Genomic DNA, 17828 nt, shown 5'->3' with positions numbered 1-17828 from the left:
AATTCGTAAAACAGCGCCGCTTGTGCCTCCTGCTTTGGTCCCATCATCGCCAAATCCCCCAATCAATAAAGGAATTGAATCAGCGATTACCACTTCGATCAAGCAAGAGTTTTTCAACACAATCGCCCCAAAGCCTGCGTTTGCTGCGCTTTCGTCACGTCGCGGCGCGATGACCAAGTCATGCCGCCAATCAGCGCGCCCGTATCGTCAAAAAGGCTGTTGAACCACTCCACATTATAGGTCGCGATCCGCATCAGCCGGCCGAAATCGTTTCCCAGGCGCGGTTGATCGCGATCATCCGTTTTTCGGCCATGCGGATCGCTTCTTCGGGCACACCCCGCGCCAGCATCCGGTCTGGATGCGTCTCGCGCACTTTCTCGCGCCAGGCTTTACGGATCTCGGCAATCGGCGCGTCCGAAGGCACGCCCAGAACCTCATAAGGGTCGGGTTCCGCATCCGGCACAAACCGCGTGCGCACGCCTTTGAAATCCCGCTCCGACATGCCGAAGATATCGGCGACCTGTTGCAGGAACTGGTCCTCGTTGGGATGATACTCCCCATCCGCCATCGCGATATGAAACAACCCTTCGATCAGATCGGTCAGCGTGTCCCCATCATCGCCAAACATGCGCTTGATGCGCACGGCATAGTCCTCGAACCCCGCAACATCTTGACGGGCAAGGTTAAAAACTTTCGCGGCATTCGCCTCCTCTTCGCGGGGAATCGTAAACACTTCGCGGAATGCAGTGACCTCGTCACGGGTCACAAGACCGTCTGCTTTGGCCATCTTGGCCCCTAAAGCGATCACGGCGATGGCAAAGGCCACACTGCGCTCTGGCGGGCTGCGCAAGCTGTCAAACACAGCCGACAACCCCTCGCCCGAAGCGAGAGCCGAAAGCGCGTCACCAATGCGGGTCCAAATCGACATGCGCGCAGGATATCCCGTCAGCACGGGGATGTCAGTGCGGCGTTAGAGCATTTTCTGCATCAGCACCAAATCGAACCAGCGGTCAAATTTGTAACCGACTTCGCGCAGCGTCGCGACCTCGGCATAGCCCAACGCCGCATGAAATTTCACCGCGCCGGGGTTCTCGCCACTGACGCCTGCGAACATCGAATGAAAGCCCTGCGCCTTGGCATCCGCTTCCACGGCGGCCATTAGCGTGCGCCCCACGCCTTTGCCGCGCGCGTCCGGGCCAAGAATGATCGAATGCTCCGCCGTGCGGGCATAACCGACGCCGCTGCGGAATTGTCCGTAGGTTCCAAAGCCTTGAACGCCGCCTGCATCAACAACCAGAAACGCAAAGCCCAGCGCTGCTTTCTCGTCGATCATGGCGCAGATGTCGTTGGGCGTCTTTTCGACTGCGTTGAATGTGATGCCCGTATCCCGGATCACCGGGTTCCAGATCGCGCAGATCGCTTCTCCGTCCTCGGGCGTTGCCGCGCGCAAGGTCATGAGAGCACACGCGTCCCATGGGGCGTTGCGATCTCTGCCGTTAACCGCTTTTCAGGCCCCTCTGTCATAGAGATAAGCGGATCTGCAAAATGCCCCCGAAGCGCCGCGCGGACCTCGGCAATCCGAGGATGCGCGATCTCCAAATGGGTCAAGCGGCATCCCCGCTCCGCCAAGCGTTTGGCCGGATGCGCGTCACCTTCCCATGCAATAATGGCAGGGAACGCCCCATCGCAGGGCAATTTGCCATCTGCCGGCACTGCCATCTGCCAGCGCAAATCACCGCGCTGCAGGGCGACCGGGTTCCCAACCCCGTCAGGCAAGTCTGCCAAAGCGGCCGCCAGATCCGGCGTCTGCACAATCCAATTCGTCAGCCGCGTCGGGCCGTCAAAATTGTCCATATCGAACCAACGCGGATAGTCCGGCGCGGGGGCATCAGGGTCAATCGCAATGACCTCCATATAGGCACCCCCCAACCCCAGCAGCCGGTTATGGGTGCCAAAATGCGGATGTTGGCCACCCGCATCAAGTGACAGCCCCAAGGCCTCTTCCACCTCGGCGACACCGTCTTCCAACCGCGTCGTCGTGATCGCGAAGTGATCAAAGCTCAGCATGGCGGTCAGCCCCGCGCCTCGCGGATCAAACGCAGAATATCCTGTGCGGCTTCAGGGATGTTTGTCCCCGGCCCAAAGATCGCCTTTACGCCGGATTTATACAGGAAATCGTAGTCCTGCTGCGGAATGACGCCACCACAGATCACGATGATATCGCCAGCACCCGCCGCCTCCAGCGCGGCCACCAGTTTCGGCGCCAGCGTCTTGTGACCCGCCGCCTGGCTGCTGATCCCGATCACATGCACATCGTTATCGACAGCATCCTGCGCGGCTTCATCCGGCGTCTGAAACAAAGGCCCCACGTCGACATCAAAGCCGATATCGGCAAAGGCTGTGGCGATCACTTTGGCCCCACGATCATGGCCGTCCTGACCCATCTTGACGACCAGCATCCGCGGGCGACGGCCTTCGTCTTCGGCAAAATCCTCCACCGATTTCTGGATCGCAGCGAAGCCTTCATCGCCTTCGTAGGCAGCACCATAAACGCCTGCCAAGGTTTTCACTTCGGCACGATGACGGCCGAACACTTTTTCCATAGCCATGCTGATTTCTCCTACCGATGCCCGTGCGCGCGCGGCTTCAACCGCGCCTTCCAACAGATTACCGCCTTCAGAGGCGCGGCGTTCCAGTTCCGCCAAAGCCGCATCACAGGCCGCTTGATCGCGGGTGCTCCGGATACGCTCCAGCCGGGCAACCTGCCCCTCGCGCACCTTGGCGTTGTCGATATCAAGGATGTCGATCTCGTCTTCCTGCGCCAGCCGATATTTATTGACGCCGACGATCACGTCCTCTCCCCGGTCAATCAGCGCTTGGCGGCGCGCGGCCGATTCCTCGATCCGCAGCTTCGGCATGCCGGAGTTCACGGCCTTCGTCATGCCACCCATCTCTTCGACTTCTTCGATCAGCTTCCACGCTTCCTCGGCCAGCTCATTGGTCAGGCTTTCCACGTAATAGCTGCCGGCCAGCGGATCGACGACATTGGTGATCCCGGTTTCTTCCTGCAAAATCAACTGTGTATTGCGCGCGATGCGGGCCGAGAAATCAGTGGGCAGCGCGATGGCTTCGTCCAGCGCGTTGGTGTGCAGCGATTGCGTGCCACCGAGCGCCGCGGCCATCGCTTCATAGGCGGTGCGGACCACGTTGTTATAGGGGTCCTGCTCTTGCAGCGACACGCCCGAGGTCTGACAATGGGTCCGCAGCATCATGGAGCGTTCGTTCTTCGGCTCAAACTCGGACATGATCCGATGCCACAGCAGACGGGCGGCGCGCAGTTTGGCGGCCTCCATGAAGAAGTTCATGCCGATGGCGAAGAAGAACGACAAACGCCCCGCAAACTTGTCCACATCCATGCCCCGATCAATCGCGGCGCGCACGTATTCGCGCCCGTCGGCCAGCGTATAAGCCAGCTCTTGCACAAGGTTCCCGCCAGCTTCCTGCATGTGGTAGCCGGAGATCGAGATCGAATTGAACTTCGGCATCTCGTTCGAGGTGTATTCGATGATATCAGCAATGATCCGCATCGACGGCTCAGGCGGATAGACATAGGTGTTGCGGACCATAAACTCCTTCAGAATATCGTTCTGAATAGTACCGGACAAAACTGACCGGTCATGCCCTTGCTCTTCCCCGGTGACGATGAAATTCGCCAGAATCGGGATCACCGCGCCATTCATCGTCATCGAGACCGAGACCTTATCCAGCGGGATTCCATCAAAGAGGATCTTCATGTCCTCGACGCTATCAATCGCGACGCCCGCCTTGCCGACATCGCCTTCAACGCGGGGGTGATCGCTGTCATAGCCCCGGTGCGTGGCCAGATCGAAGGCGACCGACACGCCCTGCTGACCCGCCGCCAGCGCCTTGCGGTAAAACGCGTTGCTTTCCTCGGCCGTGGAAAAGCCAGCATATTGGCGGATCGTCCACGGGCGCCCCGCATACATCGTTGCTTTCACGCCGCGCGTGAACGGTTGTTCGCCTGGAAGGGATCCCAGATGGTCGACGTCTTTCAAATCCTCAGCCGTATAAACCGGCTTGACCTTGATGCCTTCCAGCGTATCCCACGTCAGATCGTCCAGCGGACGCCCGCGCAGTTCTTTTTCGGCAATTTCAGCCCACTTGGCGTGCGGCTTTGCTGTCTTGTCCGTCATGGAGATGTCCTCGTGTTGGGCTTGCGCGCCGCTCTGCGGCAGCGTCGGCAAGCCATTGATCTTCCTCGTTTATGTCTGTCGTATCGGGGTTCTGAACGAAACTTGCACAGCCGTCCGCCCCGTTTTTGAGCCAGCGGATATCACTGGCATATTGCGCGCGCAAAGCCGTTTGTTGGGCGCGATCAAACGGCATCCACCGCTCCGCCTTGCCCGTGAAAAGAGGCAGCGCTTCGTTCTCGCCCCGCTCTGCAACAAGCGCGCGTAGATCAGCATCGGTGTGGCCCTTGTGATGCCACGCCCGCGCGCCTTTCAGCGGCAAGGCAGCGTTAGTGCCCGTCATCAGGCGCAGCTGCTTTTCAGGTTGGCCCGCGACAGCCTCAAACGGCCACACGACTAAATGGGCCGCCGGAAACGCGTCAGACAGTTCCGTTACCATATGCCGCCAGCGGCGCGGTTGCGTGACCAATCGGTCCAATTGGCCTTTCATCGGCACCGAGTGACCCGCCGCCACCGCATACCCCAGGCTGGAGGCCCAAAACTCGTCATAACTGCGCACAGCGAGCACAATGCGGGTGCATTTTTCGGCAAAGGCCCCCCGAAACCGATCCATCCGAGCTGCAAGATTGGGGTAAAGCCGCTCCTGCCGCAGATTATTCCGCATAGCTCCGATCATATTTTCTTCGGAGACGATCAAATGCTCGACGCCCAGTCGTTCCATCCGCTCGGTCTCCATACGGATCAAGCCGCAAGCCCGTTGGGCGCGTTTGAATCCATGTGGGGTGACCTGATCGGGCCGCCCCAAAAGCCCGCTCATCATACCTTTGCGCAGCCGTTTGGGCCGCCACGACACGATCCCCACGCGTTTGAGCGTCTGCTCGTTATTGGCCAGGTAGCTTTGAAACGTGGTGGTCCCCGTGCGGTGGGAACCAAGATGCAAGATCACATCCATGACGGCGCATGCCTTATGGTAAAGGGCGGCCCAGACCGCCGGTCGCAATTGATACTGCAACCCCATTAGCAGCGCCCCTCTAAGCATCGGGTTAACCTAGAGGCAGCATTAAACATCACATTTGATCTATTCGTTTTTTCCGCCAAAGCCCCTATATCCCGTTGAGAAGGAGCGCCCATGAAAACACTTGCCTCTCTGGTGCTTAGCGTCGGGCTGATCGCCCCCGCCTTTGCCGAGGAAACCGCCTCGACCATGTCTGTCGTGTCACCGCTTGAAGCGTGGCAGGACGATCCGACCGTTATCTTGAACGGTGCAGATGTTAATATCGACGATTTCAAGTGGATCGCGCGCCCGGTGATCGTCTTTGCGACCTCGCCCGCCGACCCGCGCTTTGCCGAACAGATGGAGCTTTTGGCCGACCGCGTCGATGAACTGATGATCCGCGACGTCGTGGTAATCGTGGACACCGATGACGAGACGTTATCCGACCTGCGCCGCAAGCTGCGTCCGCGCGATTTTATGATGGTTCTGATCGGCAAGGATGGCGGCGTAAAGCTGCGCAAGCCGTTCCCGTATGACGTGCGTGAGCTGTCGCGCAGCATCGATAAGATGCCCCTGCGCCAACAGGAAATCCGCGAAAGACGGGGCAGTTGAGCCATCACCTGCTCCCTCCGAACCCATTCGCGAAAATGATGCCTGTGCCTTCGGGTAGATGTGGTTCGAACCGGATCATCGCGTCTTCCAGCATCGTCACATGCTCTGGTGACGTGGCATAGGCGGCCACATAAGCGCCGCCCAGAAAACCGCGGATCAAATCCAGTTGGAACACCCCGACAAGCACCCAGTCGGCACCTACGGCCTCCGCCAGCCAATCCTCGGTGTCATAGATCAATGCGACCGGCACGTCGCGCGCCTCGACAAGGGCCTCGGCCCAACCCGGGGTCGGGTTGAAAATCCGTGTCTCGCGCGCCTCATGCGACGCAAGCCCCCACAGATCGAGTACATAATTCGGGTTGCGCCACGCCACCCAGCCCAGATCGTTCACCGCCACATCGGTCTTCAGATACTCCTTCACGAAGCGCGATGTCTGGGCCTGCTGAAGGTGAATGGCGCGCGGATTGAAGCGGTATTCCTCCCAAGCGTGGGGCATATAGGTGGCCCCAGCCCCAGCCAGCAAAGCAACCGGCAGCATCGCCATCGCCCGCGATCCCGCGCCTTGAGCCAGCACCAGCGCAGCAGCGGCCAATGCGGTCAGAATGTAGTTCTCATAGCGCTCCATCCAGCCGATCTGCCCGAAAAAAAGATGCGCCAGCCCTGCCGCTGCCAACCCCAGCGCTACCCAGCGACGCGCACCCGTCGCCGCACTCGCCAACGCGCCCAGCACAGCAATCAGGCCCAGCATCAAAAGACCGGGAATTTCCAGCAGGTTCAGTCGGAACGTGCCAATCGTGCGCGCCAGACGCCCGACATCGGCGTCCTCCGCACCCACCAGTTTGGCCTGCACCGAATTGGGCAGCGGGTCGAGGCCCAGCGACGTCAGAAACCACACGAATAGCGCAATCGGCGCGATGGCCAGAACCGTCGCCAGCGCGCCCATAGCGATCCGCCCGGAGATCACCAGAACGCCTGCCCCAACCAGTGCCAGTGCAAGCCCCTCCAGCCGCAGCGCGGGGGCAAGCAGGATGCCTGCCAGCAAGACCCAAGAGACCCGCTTTTCATCGGCCAGCACAAAGAGGCCATAGACAATCGCGAGAGACGCCGCCGCATGCAGGGTATGCTCCATCCCTGTCATCGCCACGCCTGCAGTGTTCAGCGCCACCGGCCCCAACAATGCCAGCAGTGCCCCCATCGCACCACGATAGCCTGCATGGGCGATCAAACGGCCCCAGAACAGCGCCACTGCAGCCAGCCCTACGATGTTCCAGAACAGCGGCAACCACCGCTGGGCGTCCGTCCCGGCAAAAGGCGTCAGCAATAACGGATAAAGCGGGGATGAGCCGGGCGAGGTATACTCCCCCGCATTCACCCCATAGCCACCGCGCGCGATCTGCTCGGCAATGGCGAGGTGGATGTAGACGTCGTCCAGCGGGTATTCGAACACGCCGTTTGACCACGCCAATCCGCGCGCCTGAAGCACAACAAACCACGCCGCCACCCCTAAAAGGGCCAGCAGCGGGTACAGGATATGAGACCGCTCAGAGGTCACTCGAACTCCATAATCACATCATCCACTGCAAGGCTGTCGCCCGCACCGGCGTTGATCTTGGTCACGGTCGTGGTCTTCTCGGCGCGTAGGATGTTTTCCATCTTCATCGCCTCGATTGTGCAAAGCGCTTGGCCTTCCTGCACCTTGTCACCCACGGCCACATCAACCTTCACCACCAGACCCGGCATCGGGCACAGCAGCATTTTCGACGTATCGGGCGGCAGTTTTTCGGGCATCAACGCGGCCAGCTCTGCCTGACGCGGGCTGCGCACGTAAACGCGCAACTCTGCACCACGGGTGCGCAGGCGGAAACCACCAGAGGTTTTGTCGACCTTCAACACCAAACGGCTGCCGTCGATGTCGATCACGGCCAGACTGTCACCCGGCGTCCAATCAGATGCAATGCGCATGACCGCGCCATCCTCGAACGACACAGATGCCCCTTCGCGATCCGCGCCAATGCTGACCGGGAAGTGCTGACCTTGGGCCTGCACGACCCAATCAGTGCCAACGACACGCTCGTGATTGTCCATCCGTCCAGAAACGCGGGTGCGGCGAATTTCGGCAACGCGGTACATAGCAGCCGCAGCCGCCGCCACACGGCGCAGGTCTTCCTCGGGCAGGGTCACGCCTTCAAAACCGTCGGGATATTCTTCCTCAATAAAGGCCGTTGTCATGTCGCCCGAGATGAACTTCGGATGATCCATCACCGCCGACAGGAACGGCAGGTTATGCCCGATCCCTTCGACCTCAAAACTGTCCAGCGCCACGCGCATTTCTTCAATCGCCGCCGCGCGGGTCGGCGCCCATGTGCAGAGCTTGGCGATCATCGGGTCATAATACATGCTGATCTCGCCGCCTTCGTAGACGCCGGTATCGTTGCGGATCACGGCTGTGTCGGTCGCGACCTCTTGCGGCGGGCGATAGCGTGTCAGTCGGCCAATTGAGGGCAGGAACCCGCGATAAGGGTCCTCGGCATAAAGACGGCTCTCGATGGCCCAGCCATCCCGCTTCACATCGCTTTGCTTGATCGACAGCTTTTCGCCGTAAGCGACACGGATCATCTGCTCAACCAGATCGACGCCGGTGATCAGCTCGGTCACCGGATGTTCCACCTGCAGACGTGTGTTCATCTCGAGGAAATAGAAGTTTTTGTCGCCATCGACGATAAATTCCACCGTGCCTGCGCTGGCATAGCCAACAGCTGCGGCCAGCGCGCAAGACTGCTCGCCCATGGCTTTGCGTGTCGCCTCATCAAGGAAGGGCGACGGCGCTTCTTCGATCACCTTCTGGTTCCGGCGCTGGATCGAGCATTCGCGTTCGTTCAGATAGATCGTGTTGCCGTGGGTATCGGCCAGCACCTGAATTTCGATGTGGCGCGGCTGGGTGACGAATTTCTCGATGAAGATACGGTCATCGCCGAAGCTGTTGGCTGCCTCGTTCTTGGACGACTGGAAGCCCTCGCGTGCCTCATCATCACTCCAGGCGATGCGCATGCCCTTACCGCCACCCCCGGCCGAGGCCTTGATCATCACCGGATAGCCGATCTCGTTGGAGATCTTCACTGCCCCGTCCGCGTCTTCAATCAGACCCATGTAGCCCGGCACGGTCGACACCTTGGCCTCTTGGGCGATCTTCTTCGAGGTGATCTTGTCCCCCATGCTTTCGATCGCGCCCTTGGGCGGGCCGATAAAGGCGACGCCCTCGGCCTCAAGGGCTTCGGCGAATTTGGCGTTCTCGGACAGGAAACCGTACCCGGGGTGGACAGCTTCGGCACCGGTCTGGCGGATCGCATCCATCACCTTGTCGATGACGATGTAAGACTGGTTTGCGGGCGGCGGGCCGATATGCACCGCCTCATCAGCCATCTTCACATGCAACGCATTGCGGTCGGCATCCGAATAGATCGCCACCGTCTTGATCCCCATCTTGCGCGCAGTCTTGATGACGCGGCAGGCGATTTCCCCTCGGTTGGCGATCAGGATTTTCTTGAACATTATCAGGTCCTTTCCAGACGGCCCACAGGCCGCAAAGCATGCAAAAAGGCCGCGCGGAGTATCACTCCGGCGGCCTTCTCAAATTTTTGAATAACAGGTGTACGGTTAGCGGATCGCGCGTTCCACGTCATCGGCAAGCGCGCCAGCAGCGGCGCCAACAAGCGCGCCAGTGCCCATGTTGCCACCAACGGCAGCAGAGCCGACACCGCCAACGGCAGCACCAACAGCGGCGCGTTCAACATCATTGCCCATGCAGCCGGCCAGAAGGGCCGACGCGGCAAAGGCCGCGAATGTGAGTTTGAGTGAGCGCATTGATTTTCTCCTCGATATGTTTGGTTGCAAAACGCCTCTTTCTCGGGAGATGTTCCCCCACCCTTACGGAAAAATGGCGACCTGTCCGGGGTAAGAACAGGCCGCCAAGAAGGGGAAGGGGTACGGTTTTGACAATACCCAGCAGGCCCGAAACGGGGTGTGCCTGCTATGTGGATCACATTGGCAGCGGTTCTTGCAGTCGCATAGCACGCGGTTTTCGCAATGCTTTTTTGGGCCAATTTGCGCCGATACACGGGAAGGTTGAGCGAATTCATGCCGATTCCAGCCTCAAAACAAGTCTGGAAACGCGGCTTTTGCCCGTTTCAGGTCAATTTGTAAAAGCGCCTCGTAAGACGCCGGGTCGAAAGGGTCCTCGGCCGGAATCACTTCGCGCCCGAAAAACCACGACAAACGGCCAGCATCCAGATTACCGCGTTCGAACGGCTGATCGCCGAAATGCTCGTAAAGCGATTGCAGAAAGAACGCATCCGCCCGGCGATCGGCAGGTTTGCGATCAGCGCGTCGTTCGCGAGACGTCAAAGGGGTGACCCCGCGCGGGTTCGGACGACGGATAGTGAACTGGAAATCTGTTCCGGGATACCGGCCCGGAAAGCCGCGATGCTTTAACATGTCAGCCCCCGATCAAAACCGGGCATCCATGGGCCGAGGGATGGGACGGGCCGCATGGCCCGCCCCGGAATTGGATTACTTGTATTTGCCGGTGTAGACTGGCTCGGTCGAAATGGGCTCGGGGTCCACAACGACGAATTCTTCTTCAGGCTCATTGCGCGCACAGGCTGCGGCCAGAACGATGAGGCCAAGGGCCACGACTGCTTTGATGCTCTTCGACATCTGTCTCTCCTATTATTTTCCTCGCAGAAAAGAAGGCCGGAAAGCCCCCTACTCCACACCAAGGTCCAGGCCGCTTGGGTGCAACCTGGCGCCAAGATAGGTAAAACGCAGAGAAAAAGATATCTACAAGTGGGGCTTGGGCGGTTTTGTGGCGTGATTGCATCAATGAGGCGGCGGACGCCCGCGTATGTCGCAAGATATAGTGCTCGCATTAGAACTGATCCCAGATGCAGGTGTCACCATCCACGGTAAACGCCTCGAAAAGCTGTGTGGCCTCGGCGTCCGGCACCCCAAACTCCGTCGCCCGATCCGACAGCGACACAATAATGCGCGCAGGCGAAAAACCATCGCCGCGGATCACAGGCAAGGCATGTGCTTCGCACAATGTCACAAAGTCCTCAGCCACGTCCTCATAGCTCAACTCTCCCGCGTCTCGTGCGATGGCAGGCATCACATAGCGTGCCCGAAAGACCACATCGTCCGGGTCCGTCGCGTCTTGCAGAATCTCCAGCACATCGACCACCGCACGCGAGGGCACGGTCGGCACATCATCAAACAAAACCGAAGCAGAAGCGGGAAGCGCACAAAGCGCAATCAAAAAACCAAATGCGCAGCCCCGACCCCCTAAAAGGGTCCTCCCGATCGGGGCCGCGACGCCACTCAATGGGGCGTGTTGGAATCTCTGTGCCGCTATCTGAAGCATGGGAACATTATGATGTGCAAGGGATTTTTCGGATCAATTACGCCGCAATGCAGCAATTCAAAGCGGGATGTTATCGTGCTTTTTCCAAGGGACATGGACCTGTTTGTTGCGCAGAGATGCAAAGGCCCGGCACACACGCTTGCGCGTGGTTTGCGGCGCGATCACCTCGTCCACGAAGCCCCGCTCGGCTGCCACGAAGGGGTTCGCGAACCGCTCTTCATAATCCGCGGTGCGTTGCGCGATCTTTTCCGGATCGCCCAGCTCCGAGCGATAGAGGATCTCTGTCGCGCCTTTCGCGCCCATCACAGCGACCTCTGCCGTGGGCCATGCGTAGTTGAAATCGCCGCGCAAGTGCTTGGAAGACATCACAACATAAGCACCACCATAAGCCTTGCGCGTAATGACCGTGACCTTCGGCACCGTCGCCTCGCCATAGGCATAAAGCAGCTTGGCCCCGTGCTTAATGACACCTGCATATTCCTGGCTTGTCCCCGGCAGGAAGCCCGGCACATCAACAAGCGTCAGCAGCGGAATTTCAAACGCATCGCAAAAGCGCACGAACCGCGCGGCTTTGCGCGAGCTGTCAATATCCAGACACCCCGCCAGCACCATCGGCTGGTTGGCCACAACACCCACGGTCTGGCCTTCAAGGCGCACGAACCCGGTGATGATGTTTTTCGCGAAATCTTCCTGAATCTCATAGAAATCGCCCTCATCGGCCAGCTTCAGGATCAGCTCTTTCATATCATAGGGCGTGTTCGGGTTGTCGGGCACGAGCGTATCAAGGCTCGCATCCAAGCGGTCCGGCTCGTCAAAGAAGGGCCGCACCGGCGCCTTGGAGCGATTGTTTTGCGGCAGGAAATCGACCAGACGGCGGACCTCGGCCAGTGCCTCTACATCGTTCTCGAACGCGCCATCTGCGACCGAGGACTTTTTGGTATGGGTGCCGGCACCGCCCAATTCTTCGGCCGTCACGACCTCATTGGTGACGGTTTTCACCACGTCAGGGCCAGTGACGAACATGTAAGAGCTGTCTTTCACCATGAAGATGAAATCCGTCATCGCAGGCGAATAAACGGCCCCACCGGCACAAGGACCCATAATCAAGCTGATCTGTGGCACCACGCCCGAGGCGCGGATGTTGCGCTCGAAGACCTCACCGTAGCCTGCCAGTGAATCGACGCCTTCCTGAATACGCGCCCCGCCGGAATCGTTGATCCCGATGACAGGCGCGCCGTTTTGCACGGCCATATCCATGATCTTGCAAATTTTCTGCGCATGGGTCGCGGAAACCGAGCCACCCAGAACCGTGAAGTCTTGACTGAACACGTAAACCAGACGTCCATTGATCGTGCCCCACCCGGTGACAACGCCATCCCCCGAGGGTCGCGTCTCTTCCATGCCGAAATCAGTGCAACGGTGCGCCACGAACATGTCGAACTCTTCAAAAGAGCCGTCATCGAGCAACAATTCTACCCGCTCCCGCGCGGTCAGCTTGCCTTTGGCGTGCTGCGAGGAGATGCGTTTTTCACCGCCCCCCATCCGTGCCGTCTCACGGCGGGTTTCGAGCTGTTGCACGATATCTTTCATAGCGGTCCCCTTCAAAGCTTTGATGCGTTCTATCGAAACGGGGCTGCGCGACAAAGACCTAAGTAGCAAATTTGCAAAATTCGCAAAGTCTGTAAGTCTATAATTGCAAATTTGAAGATTTTTCTGAGTAAACCCAAGAAAGGGCATCTTCTGGCTTAACCAAAAGTCAATCTGTTCCCGGCGGGGAACATCGCGTTGGACAGCGCCGAACCAGCGACCTACAACCACGTCATGACGTCGCTTCCCAAGGCGCGGTTTTTGGACCCTGCCTCTGCCCCTCATATCTCGACGCTGATCTTGCTGGCTGGGCTGTCTGCCCTCTCGATGAACGTGTTTTTGCCGTCCTTGCCAACAATGACAGCGTATTTCGAGACCGATCCACGGATCATGCAACTGGCCGTTGCCCTTTATTTAGGCGTTAACGCGGTGCTGCAGCTGGTCGTCGGCCCCCTATCGGATCGCTACGGGCGCCGTCCGGTCATCCTGTGGGGTACCGTTTTCTTCATCCTCGCCACCATCGGCTGCCTGATCGCGACCTCGGTCGAGATGTTTCTGATCTTCCGCATGCTCCAAGCGGTGATCGTTGTGGGCCTTGTGCTGTCGCGCGCCATTGTCCGCGATATCGTCCCGCAGGCCGAGGCCGCCTCGATGATCGGGTATGTGACCATGGGCATGGCGCTGGTGCCGATGATCGGCCCGGCCATCGGCGGCGTGCTGGACGAAATTTTTGGCTGGCGCGCCAACTTCTGGATGCTGCTTGTGGGCGGTATCGCCCTTTGGATGCTCGCCTACCGCGATCTGGGCGAGACGGCGACCACCCGGCCCACTACCTTCCGTGCCCAGTTCAGCGAATACCCAGAGCTTTTAACCTCCCGCCGCTTTTGGGGCTATTGCGCGGCTGCCGCCCTCGCATCAGGCGCGTTCTTTGCTTATCTGGGCGGCGCGCCTTTCGTCGGGTCTGAGGTTTTCGGCCTCTCGCCCGCCATCCTGGGCATCTACTTTGGCGCGCCTGCGGTCGGCTACATGGCCGGCAATTTCATCTCGGGCCGCTATTCGATCCGCTTCGGGATCAATCAGATGATCCTGTGGGGAACAATCATCTCTGCCGCAGGGCTGGGTGTGTCGCTGATCCTCTTTCTTGTGGGCTTCAAAACAGCTGAGATTTTCTTTTCCTTCATGACCTTCGTTGGGATCGGCAACGGCATGGTGCTGCCCAACGCAACGTCCGGCATGCTGTCGGTGCGACCGCATCTGGCAGGCACCGCGTCGGGCCTTGGCGGCGCGATCATGATCGGCGGTGGTGCGATCCTGTCAGCATTTGCAGGCGCGATGCTGACACCGGGGACAGGCGCATTGCCGCTGGTCTGGATCATGTTCATCACATCGGTGCTGTCCATCGGCGCGATCCTCTACACGATCCGCCGCGACGCACAGGTTTGCCAGTAGGCTTTGCAAAGGCTACAAGCCACTTAGCAAACTTGCGAAGGCAGCTCGGATGGCAACCCAGAAACTCTATGCAGGCGTAAAGCTGCGTGAAATCCGCACGCGCCACGGCCTGACCCAGAAGGCTTTTGCCGAGAAGCTGGACGTCTCCCTGCCCTATCTCAACCAGATGGAAAACAACAACCGCCCCGTCTCTGCCGGAGTGGTCCTGGCGCTGGCTCATTCGTTTGATTTTGACCTCAGCGAGCTCAGCGTCGGGGAGGCCGAACGCGTTGTGTCGGACATGCGCGAGGCGCTGGCCGACCCGCTTTTCACCGACACCCCGCCTTTGGCTGATCTGCAACTGGTCGCCTCCAACGCGCCAGCGCTCAGCCGCGCGTTTCTCGATCTGCACCGCGCCTACCGCGATGCCCATGAGCGGCTTGCCTCGCTTGATGAGGCGCTGGGCCGCGCAGACGCCCCGCGCACCGCCTCACCTTGGGAAGAGGTGCGCGATTTCTTCCATTATTGCGACAATTACATCGACGCGGTCGACCGCGCGGCAGAGCGGTTTGTCACCGGCGGGGACCCCGAGGCGCGCGCGATCGCACTGCTGTCAGATCGCGGGATCACGGTCGAAATTGCGGGCGACAACGCCCCCCTGCGCGGCTTTGATCGCGCTAGCAAAACACTGATCCTGTCGGCCCGCGCCCATGCGGCGACGCGGCGGTTTCAGATGCTCCATCAAGTGGCTTTGCTGACCCAAGGCCAGCTTTTCGACGCCACCCTCGATCTGGCGCGCTTTCAAACCGATGAAGCCCGCGCCATCGCGCGGATCGGCTTGGCAAACTACTTCGCTGGCGCGGCCCTGCTGCCCTATTCGGCCTTTCTGGCCGCCGCTCAAAGTACCCGCCACGATCTGGAGCAACTCTCGGACCGGTTCGGTGCCTCCATCGAACAAGTGGCGCATCGCCTGTCTACTTTGCAGCGTCCCGGCGCGAAAGGTGTTCCGTTCTTCTTCGTCCGCGTGGATCAGGCGGGCACGATCACCAAACGCCACTCTGCGACCCGCCTACAGTTTGCAAGGTTCGGCGGGGCTTGTCCGCTCTGGAACGTGCACCGCGCCTTTGAAACACCCGGACGGTTCCTACGCCAGTTGGCGGAAACCCCTGATGGCGCACGGTATTTTTGCTTGGCCCGCGACGTGCAGAAATCCGGCGGCACCTATAAATCGCCCGTGCGCCGCTACGCCATTGGTCTGGGTTGCGAATTGCGCCATGCGTCTGATCTTGTGTATTCGGACGGTCTGGACCTCGACAATGATGCGGCTTTTGAACCCATCGGCATCTCGTGCCGGATTTGCGAACGTAAAGGATGTCATCAACGCTCGGTCCCGCCGCTGGAGAAGCATTTGCGCTTTGACCCGGATCGCCGCGGGTTGTTGCCCTATGAGATAGACGGCTAACGGAGGAGGTATGCCCATGGAAATGTCCGGAACCCGCGTGATCGCGGCGGATCGCAAAACGGTGTGGGAGGCCCTGAACTCGGCCGAAGTGCTCAAAGAGTGCATCCCCGGCTGCACCGAATTGACCGGCAACCCGGAAGAGGGGTTTGACGCAGTTGTCACCCAGAAAGTTGGCCCGGTAAAGGCGACCTTCAAGGGCGCGGTCACATTGTCGGATGTTCAAAAGCCCGAAAGCTACCGGATCAGCGGCGAAGGCAAAGGCGGCGTCGCAGGCTTTGCAAAAGGCGGTGCGTCGGTCGTGCTGAATGACGTTCCCGAGGGAACGGAGCTGGTTTATGACGTGGATGCGAAGGTCGGCGGCAAGATCGCGCAGCTGGGCAACCGGATCATCAATGGCTTTGCGACCAAGATGGCGAATGCATTTTTCGATAATTTTCAGGCGCATGTGCAAGGTGATGACGCAGAGGCAGAAACCGCCTGACGGCGGCGCCTTCGGCGAGAGTATTTTTGCAAAGATGAAGCCGCGCGTTAAGGTTGGTTTTGCTGTCGTATGAGAGCTGTTGATGCAGCATCCTGGATATTTTTCGTCAGCTCTTTCAATGGCTTGGCTGTGATGCGACTGATCTGCCAGTAGAGCGGGGTCTCAAGTGCGACGCCTTCAATGACTTCGATCAGTTGCCCCTCATCCAAGAGGCCGCGGACCAACGGCTCGGGGTTCATGCCCCAGCCAAGGCCCAGCAGAGATGCGGTTACAAAGCCTACCGTGCTTGGCAGCAGGTTGGTCGCAAGTGGCACACGTTTGCCAAGCTGGCGGGCAACCCAGTCTTGTTGCAGGCGGTCGCGACGGGAATAGGTCAGCGCGGGGGCGGCTCGCAGGGTTGTTTCGGTCACACCATCTGCGAAATAGCGCGCCATGAAGGCCGGGCTGGCCGTGGCGCGGTAGCGCAGCGCGCCCAGCGGGACACTGTCGCAGCCTTGAATCGGGTCGGCGCGACTTGTGATTGCCGCAGCCACATCGCCTTGACGAAGCCAACGCGCGGAATGGTCCTGATCATCGACGACGAGATCGAAAAGCAGCCCTTCGCATTTGGCAAGCGCTGGCAGAACCCATGTGTCCAGACTGTCGGCATTCACAGCGATACGTACCGGCGCGCTTTGGGTCTGTGTAAGCGCCATGTCTCTGGCAAGCTGCTGTTCCAGAAGAGAAACTTCGTCCGCATGGCGGATCAGCCGTGCGCCCGCGGCGGTGGGCAGGCTGGGCGTTCCGCGCTCAATCAGGACGGTGCCGACGCGATCTTCCAGCGTTTTGATCCGTTGCGAGACCGCCGATTGCGTGATGGACAGTTGTGCCGCCGCCAGATCGAAGCTACCGCATCGGGCAACCGTGCTGAGCGTGGCGAGAAGTGTTGGATCATACATAAGCGTAGCTTATACAATATTAGAAACATTCACTAGATGAATGTAATTCTAACATGTAGGCCCTATGAAAACGAGGAGTTTTCATGAGCACTGCCTATTTCGCCGGTTTCTTCCTGGGATTATCGCTGATCCTTGCCATTGGCGCTCAAAACGCGTTCTTGCTGCGACAAGGGCTGCGGCGAGAGCATGTTTTGCCGTTGGTTCTGACCTGCGCCTTAAGCGATGCCGTGCTGATTGCCGTCGGCGTCAGTAGTTTTGGTGCATTGTCCGAAGCCGCCCCCTGGATCGGAACGGTGTTTCTTTACGGCGGCGTCGCGTTCCTGCTGGTCTATGGCGCGATGAGCTTTGCGCGAGCGCGCAAGGGGGGCGAAGCGCTGAAACCCAGCTCTGAGAGCGCGGGCTCGGTTTGGGCAGCCGTCGGCACCTGTCTGGCGATCACGTGGCTCAACCCGCATGTCTATCTGGACACGGTGGTGATGCTCGGCTCGATCTCGGCGCAATATGATAGCCGGTTGGGCTTTGCCTTGGGGGGCATGTCGGCGTCATTCGTTTTCTTCTTTGCGCTGGGGTATGGCGCGCGGCTTCTGGCACCTGTTTTTGCGAACCCACGCGCGTGGCAAGTGCTTGAAATCGTTATCGGTTGCGTGATGTGGGCGATTGCTGCGAAGCTGTTGCTCAGCTAGGGCTTGCGCGGCCACG

General features: G+C 59.6%; 19 protein-coding genes. 5 read left to right on the top strand and 14 right to left on the bottom strand.

Going from position 1 to position 17828, the window contains the following annotated elements; all coding sequences use genetic code 11:
* Positions 1-113: 113 nt before the first annotated feature.
* The 6 genes from KUW67_RS17140 to KUW67_RS17115 are packed head-to-tail and all read right to left on the bottom strand — an operon-like array spanning position 114 to position 5163.
* Positions 114-254, bottom strand: coding sequence for a hypothetical protein (locus tag KUW67_RS17140; RefSeq protein ID WP_370635030.1), 141 nt, complete (start codon positions 252-254; stop codon positions 114-116).
* A complete protein-coding gene (locus KUW67_RS17135; protein ID WP_224826553.1) occupies positions 254-928 on the bottom strand; it encodes a molecular chaperone DjiA in 675 nt (224 codons plus the stop codon). Before KUW67_RS17135 ends, KUW67_RS17140 begins: the two co-directional genes overlap by 1 nt.
* A 42-nt stretch (positions 929-970) precedes the next feature.
* Positions 971-1456 carry a GNAT family N-acetyltransferase gene (locus tag KUW67_RS17130; protein WP_224826552.1) on the bottom strand — a complete coding sequence of 162 codons (486 nt, stop codon included), beginning with the start codon at positions 1454-1456 and terminating at the stop codon, positions 971-973.
* Positions 1453-2067: a VOC family protein gene (locus tag KUW67_RS17125; protein WP_224826551.1), complete on the bottom strand. Its 615-nt coding sequence runs from the start codon at positions 2065-2067 to the stop codon at positions 1453-1455. Before KUW67_RS17125 ends, KUW67_RS17130 begins: the two co-directional genes overlap by 4 nt.
* Before the next feature lie 5 nt (positions 2068-2072).
* The gene (gene scpA / locus KUW67_RS17120) at positions 2073-4214 is read right to left on the bottom strand and encodes a methylmalonyl-CoA mutase (RefSeq protein WP_224826550.1); all 2142 of its coding nucleotides are present in this window, start codon (positions 4212-4214) and stop codon (positions 2073-2075) included.
* A complete protein-coding gene (locus KUW67_RS17115) occupies positions 4174-5163 on the bottom strand; it encodes a hypothetical protein (protein ID WP_224826549.1) in 990 nt (329 codons plus the stop codon). Before KUW67_RS17115 ends, scpA begins: the two co-directional genes overlap by 41 nt.
* Positions 5164-5340: 177 nt before the next feature.
* On the opposite strand from KUW67_RS17115, the gene KUW67_RS17110 reads away from it, so the two are divergent.
* Positions 5341-5817 carry a DUF4174 domain-containing protein gene (locus KUW67_RS17110; RefSeq protein ID WP_224826548.1) on the top strand — a complete coding sequence of 159 codons (477 nt, stop codon included), beginning with the start codon at positions 5341-5343 and terminating at the stop codon, positions 5815-5817.
* A 4-nt stretch (positions 5818-5821) separates the two neighbouring features.
* Here KUW67_RS17110 and KUW67_RS17105 read toward each other — a convergent pair whose 3' ends face one another.
* The 7 genes from KUW67_RS17105 to KUW67_RS17075 all read right to left on the bottom strand — a co-directional run bounded on the left by KUW67_RS17105 (position 5822) and on the right by KUW67_RS17075 (position 12823).
* Entirely contained in the window at positions 5822-7369 is a 1548-nt protein-coding gene (locus tag KUW67_RS17105; RefSeq protein WP_224826547.1) for a hypothetical protein, read from the bottom strand.
* Positions 7366-9366: an acetyl/propionyl/methylcrotonyl-CoA carboxylase subunit alpha gene (locus KUW67_RS17100; RefSeq protein WP_224826546.1), complete on the bottom strand. Its 2001-nt coding sequence runs from the start codon at positions 9364-9366 to the stop codon at positions 7366-7368. Before KUW67_RS17100 ends, KUW67_RS17105 begins: the two co-directional genes overlap by 4 nt.
* A gap of 105 nt (positions 9367-9471) precedes the next feature.
* Complete coding sequence (locus tag KUW67_RS17095; protein ID WP_224826545.1) at positions 9472-9678, bottom strand: hypothetical protein; 207 nt, start codon at positions 9676-9678, stop codon at positions 9472-9474.
* 288 nt (positions 9679-9966) lie between these two features.
* On the bottom strand, positions 9967-10308 hold the full coding sequence (locus KUW67_RS17090) for a hypothetical protein (protein WP_224826544.1): 342 nt from the start codon (positions 10306-10308) through the stop codon (positions 9967-9969).
* Between the two features lie 75 nt (positions 10309-10383).
* Entirely contained in the window at positions 10384-10530 is a 147-nt protein-coding gene (locus KUW67_RS17085) for a hypothetical protein (RefSeq protein WP_224826543.1), read from the bottom strand.
* Positions 10531-10741: 211 nt separating this feature from the next.
* On the bottom strand, positions 10742-11068 hold the full coding sequence (locus KUW67_RS17080; protein WP_370635029.1) for a DUF6497 family protein: 327 nt from the start codon (positions 11066-11068) through the stop codon (positions 10742-10744).
* 222 nt (positions 11069-11290) lie between these two features.
* The gene (locus tag KUW67_RS17075) at positions 11291-12823 is read right to left on the bottom strand and encodes an acyl-CoA carboxylase subunit beta (RefSeq protein ID WP_224826541.1); all 1533 of its coding nucleotides are present in this window, start codon (positions 12821-12823) and stop codon (positions 11291-11293) included.
* Positions 12824-13054: 231 nt separating this feature from the next.
* Here KUW67_RS17075 and KUW67_RS17070 point away from each other — a divergent pair, with 231 nt between their 5' ends.
* From KUW67_RS17070 to KUW67_RS17060, 3 genes are read left to right on the top strand one after another with little or no spacing between them, the layout of a single operon-like run.
* Positions 13055-14269, top strand: coding sequence for a multidrug effflux MFS transporter (locus tag KUW67_RS17070; RefSeq protein ID WP_224826558.1), 1215 nt, complete (start codon positions 13055-13057; stop codon positions 14267-14269).
* 49 nt (positions 14270-14318) lie between these two features.
* The gene (locus KUW67_RS17065) at positions 14319-15710 is read left to right on the top strand and encodes a short-chain fatty acyl-CoA regulator family protein (RefSeq protein ID WP_224826540.1); all 1392 of its coding nucleotides are present in this window, start codon (positions 14319-14321) and stop codon (positions 15708-15710) included.
* A gap of 16 nt (positions 15711-15726) precedes the next feature.
* Positions 15727-16191 carry a CoxG family protein gene (locus KUW67_RS17060; protein ID WP_224826539.1) on the top strand — a complete coding sequence of 155 codons (465 nt, stop codon included), beginning with the start codon at positions 15727-15729 and terminating at the stop codon, positions 16189-16191.
* Between the two features lie 47 nt (positions 16192-16238).
* Here KUW67_RS17060 and KUW67_RS17055 read toward each other — a convergent pair whose 3' ends face one another.
* The gene (locus tag KUW67_RS17055) at positions 16239-17129 is read right to left on the bottom strand and encodes a LysR family transcriptional regulator ArgP (RefSeq protein WP_224826538.1); all 891 of its coding nucleotides are present in this window, start codon (positions 17127-17129) and stop codon (positions 16239-16241) included.
* Positions 17130-17212: 83 nt separating this feature from the next.
* On the opposite strand from KUW67_RS17055, the gene KUW67_RS17050 reads away from it, so the two are divergent.
* Positions 17213-17812 carry a LysE/ArgO family amino acid transporter gene (locus KUW67_RS17050; protein ID WP_224826537.1) on the top strand — a complete coding sequence of 200 codons (600 nt, stop codon included), beginning with the start codon at positions 17213-17215 and terminating at the stop codon, positions 17810-17812.
* The last annotated feature ends 16 nt before the right edge of the window (positions 17813-17828 follow it).

Source organism: Cognatishimia sp. MH4019 (genome assembly GCF_020177595.1).
Classification (GTDB): domain Bacteria; phylum Pseudomonadota; class Alphaproteobacteria; order Rhodobacterales; family Rhodobacteraceae; genus JAHTBL01.
The sequence above is the reverse complement of the archived record's forward strand: the minus strand, read 5'-3'. Positions and strand labels throughout refer to the sequence as shown.

What these genes read in the sequence shown, in the direction of transcription:
- KUW67_RS17135 (WP_224826553.1), bottom strand. Translation starts at nt 928, where the DNA reads ATGTCGATTTGGACCCGCATTGGTGACGCGCTTTCGGCTCTCGCTTCG.
- KUW67_RS17110 (WP_224826548.1), top strand. Translation starts at nt 5,341, where the DNA reads ATGAAAACACTTGCCTCTCTGGTGCTTAGCGTCGGGCTGATCGCCCCC.
- KUW67_RS17090 (WP_224826544.1), bottom strand. Translation starts at nt 10,308, where the DNA reads ATGTTAAAGCATCGCGGCTTTCCGGGCCGGTATCCCGGAACAGATTTC.
- KUW67_RS17140 (WP_370635030.1), bottom strand. Translation starts at nt 254, where the DNA reads ATGCGGATCGCGACCTATAATGTGGAGTGGTTCAACAGCCTTTTTGAC.
- KUW67_RS17100 (WP_224826546.1), bottom strand. Translation starts at nt 9,366, where the DNA reads ATGTTCAAGAAAATCCTGATCGCCAACCGAGGGGAAATCGCCTGCCGC.
- KUW67_RS17060 (WP_224826539.1), top strand. Translation starts at nt 15,727, where the DNA reads ATGGAAATGTCCGGAACCCGCGTGATCGCGGCGGATCGCAAAACGGTG.
- KUW67_RS17125 (WP_224826551.1), bottom strand. Translation starts at nt 2,067, where the DNA reads ATGCTGAGCTTTGATCACTTCGCGATCACGACGACGCGGTTGGAAGAC.
- KUW67_RS17070 (WP_224826558.1), top strand. Translation starts at nt 13,055, where the DNA reads ATGACGTCGCTTCCCAAGGCGCGGTTTTTGGACCCTGCCTCTGCCCCT.
- KUW67_RS17115 (WP_224826549.1), bottom strand. Translation starts at nt 5,163, where the DNA reads ATGGATGTGATCTTGCATCTTGGTTCCCACCGCACGGGGACCACCACG.
- KUW67_RS17085 (WP_224826543.1), bottom strand. Translation starts at nt 10,530, where the DNA reads ATGTCGAAGAGCATCAAAGCAGTCGTGGCCCTTGGCCTCATCGTTCTG.
- KUW67_RS17055 (WP_224826538.1), bottom strand. Translation starts at nt 17,129, where the DNA reads ATGTATGATCCAACACTTCTCGCCACGCTCAGCACGGTTGCCCGATGC.
- scpA (WP_224826550.1), bottom strand. Translation starts at nt 4,214, where the DNA reads ATGACGGACAAGACAGCAAAGCCGCACGCCAAGTGGGCTGAAATTGCC.
- KUW67_RS17050 (WP_224826537.1), top strand. Translation starts at nt 17,213, where the DNA reads ATGAGCACTGCCTATTTCGCCGGTTTCTTCCTGGGATTATCGCTGATC.
- KUW67_RS17075 (WP_224826541.1), bottom strand. Translation starts at nt 12,823, where the DNA reads ATGAAAGATATCGTGCAACAGCTCGAAACCCGCCGTGAGACGGCACGG.
- KUW67_RS17130 (WP_224826552.1), bottom strand. Translation starts at nt 1,456, where the DNA reads ATGACCTTGCGCGCGGCAACGCCCGAGGACGGAGAAGCGATCTGCGCG.
- KUW67_RS17095 (WP_224826545.1), bottom strand. Translation starts at nt 9,678, where the DNA reads ATGCGCTCACTCAAACTCACATTCGCGGCCTTTGCCGCGTCGGCCCTT.
- KUW67_RS17065 (WP_224826540.1), top strand. Translation starts at nt 14,319, where the DNA reads ATGGCAACCCAGAAACTCTATGCAGGCGTAAAGCTGCGTGAAATCCGC.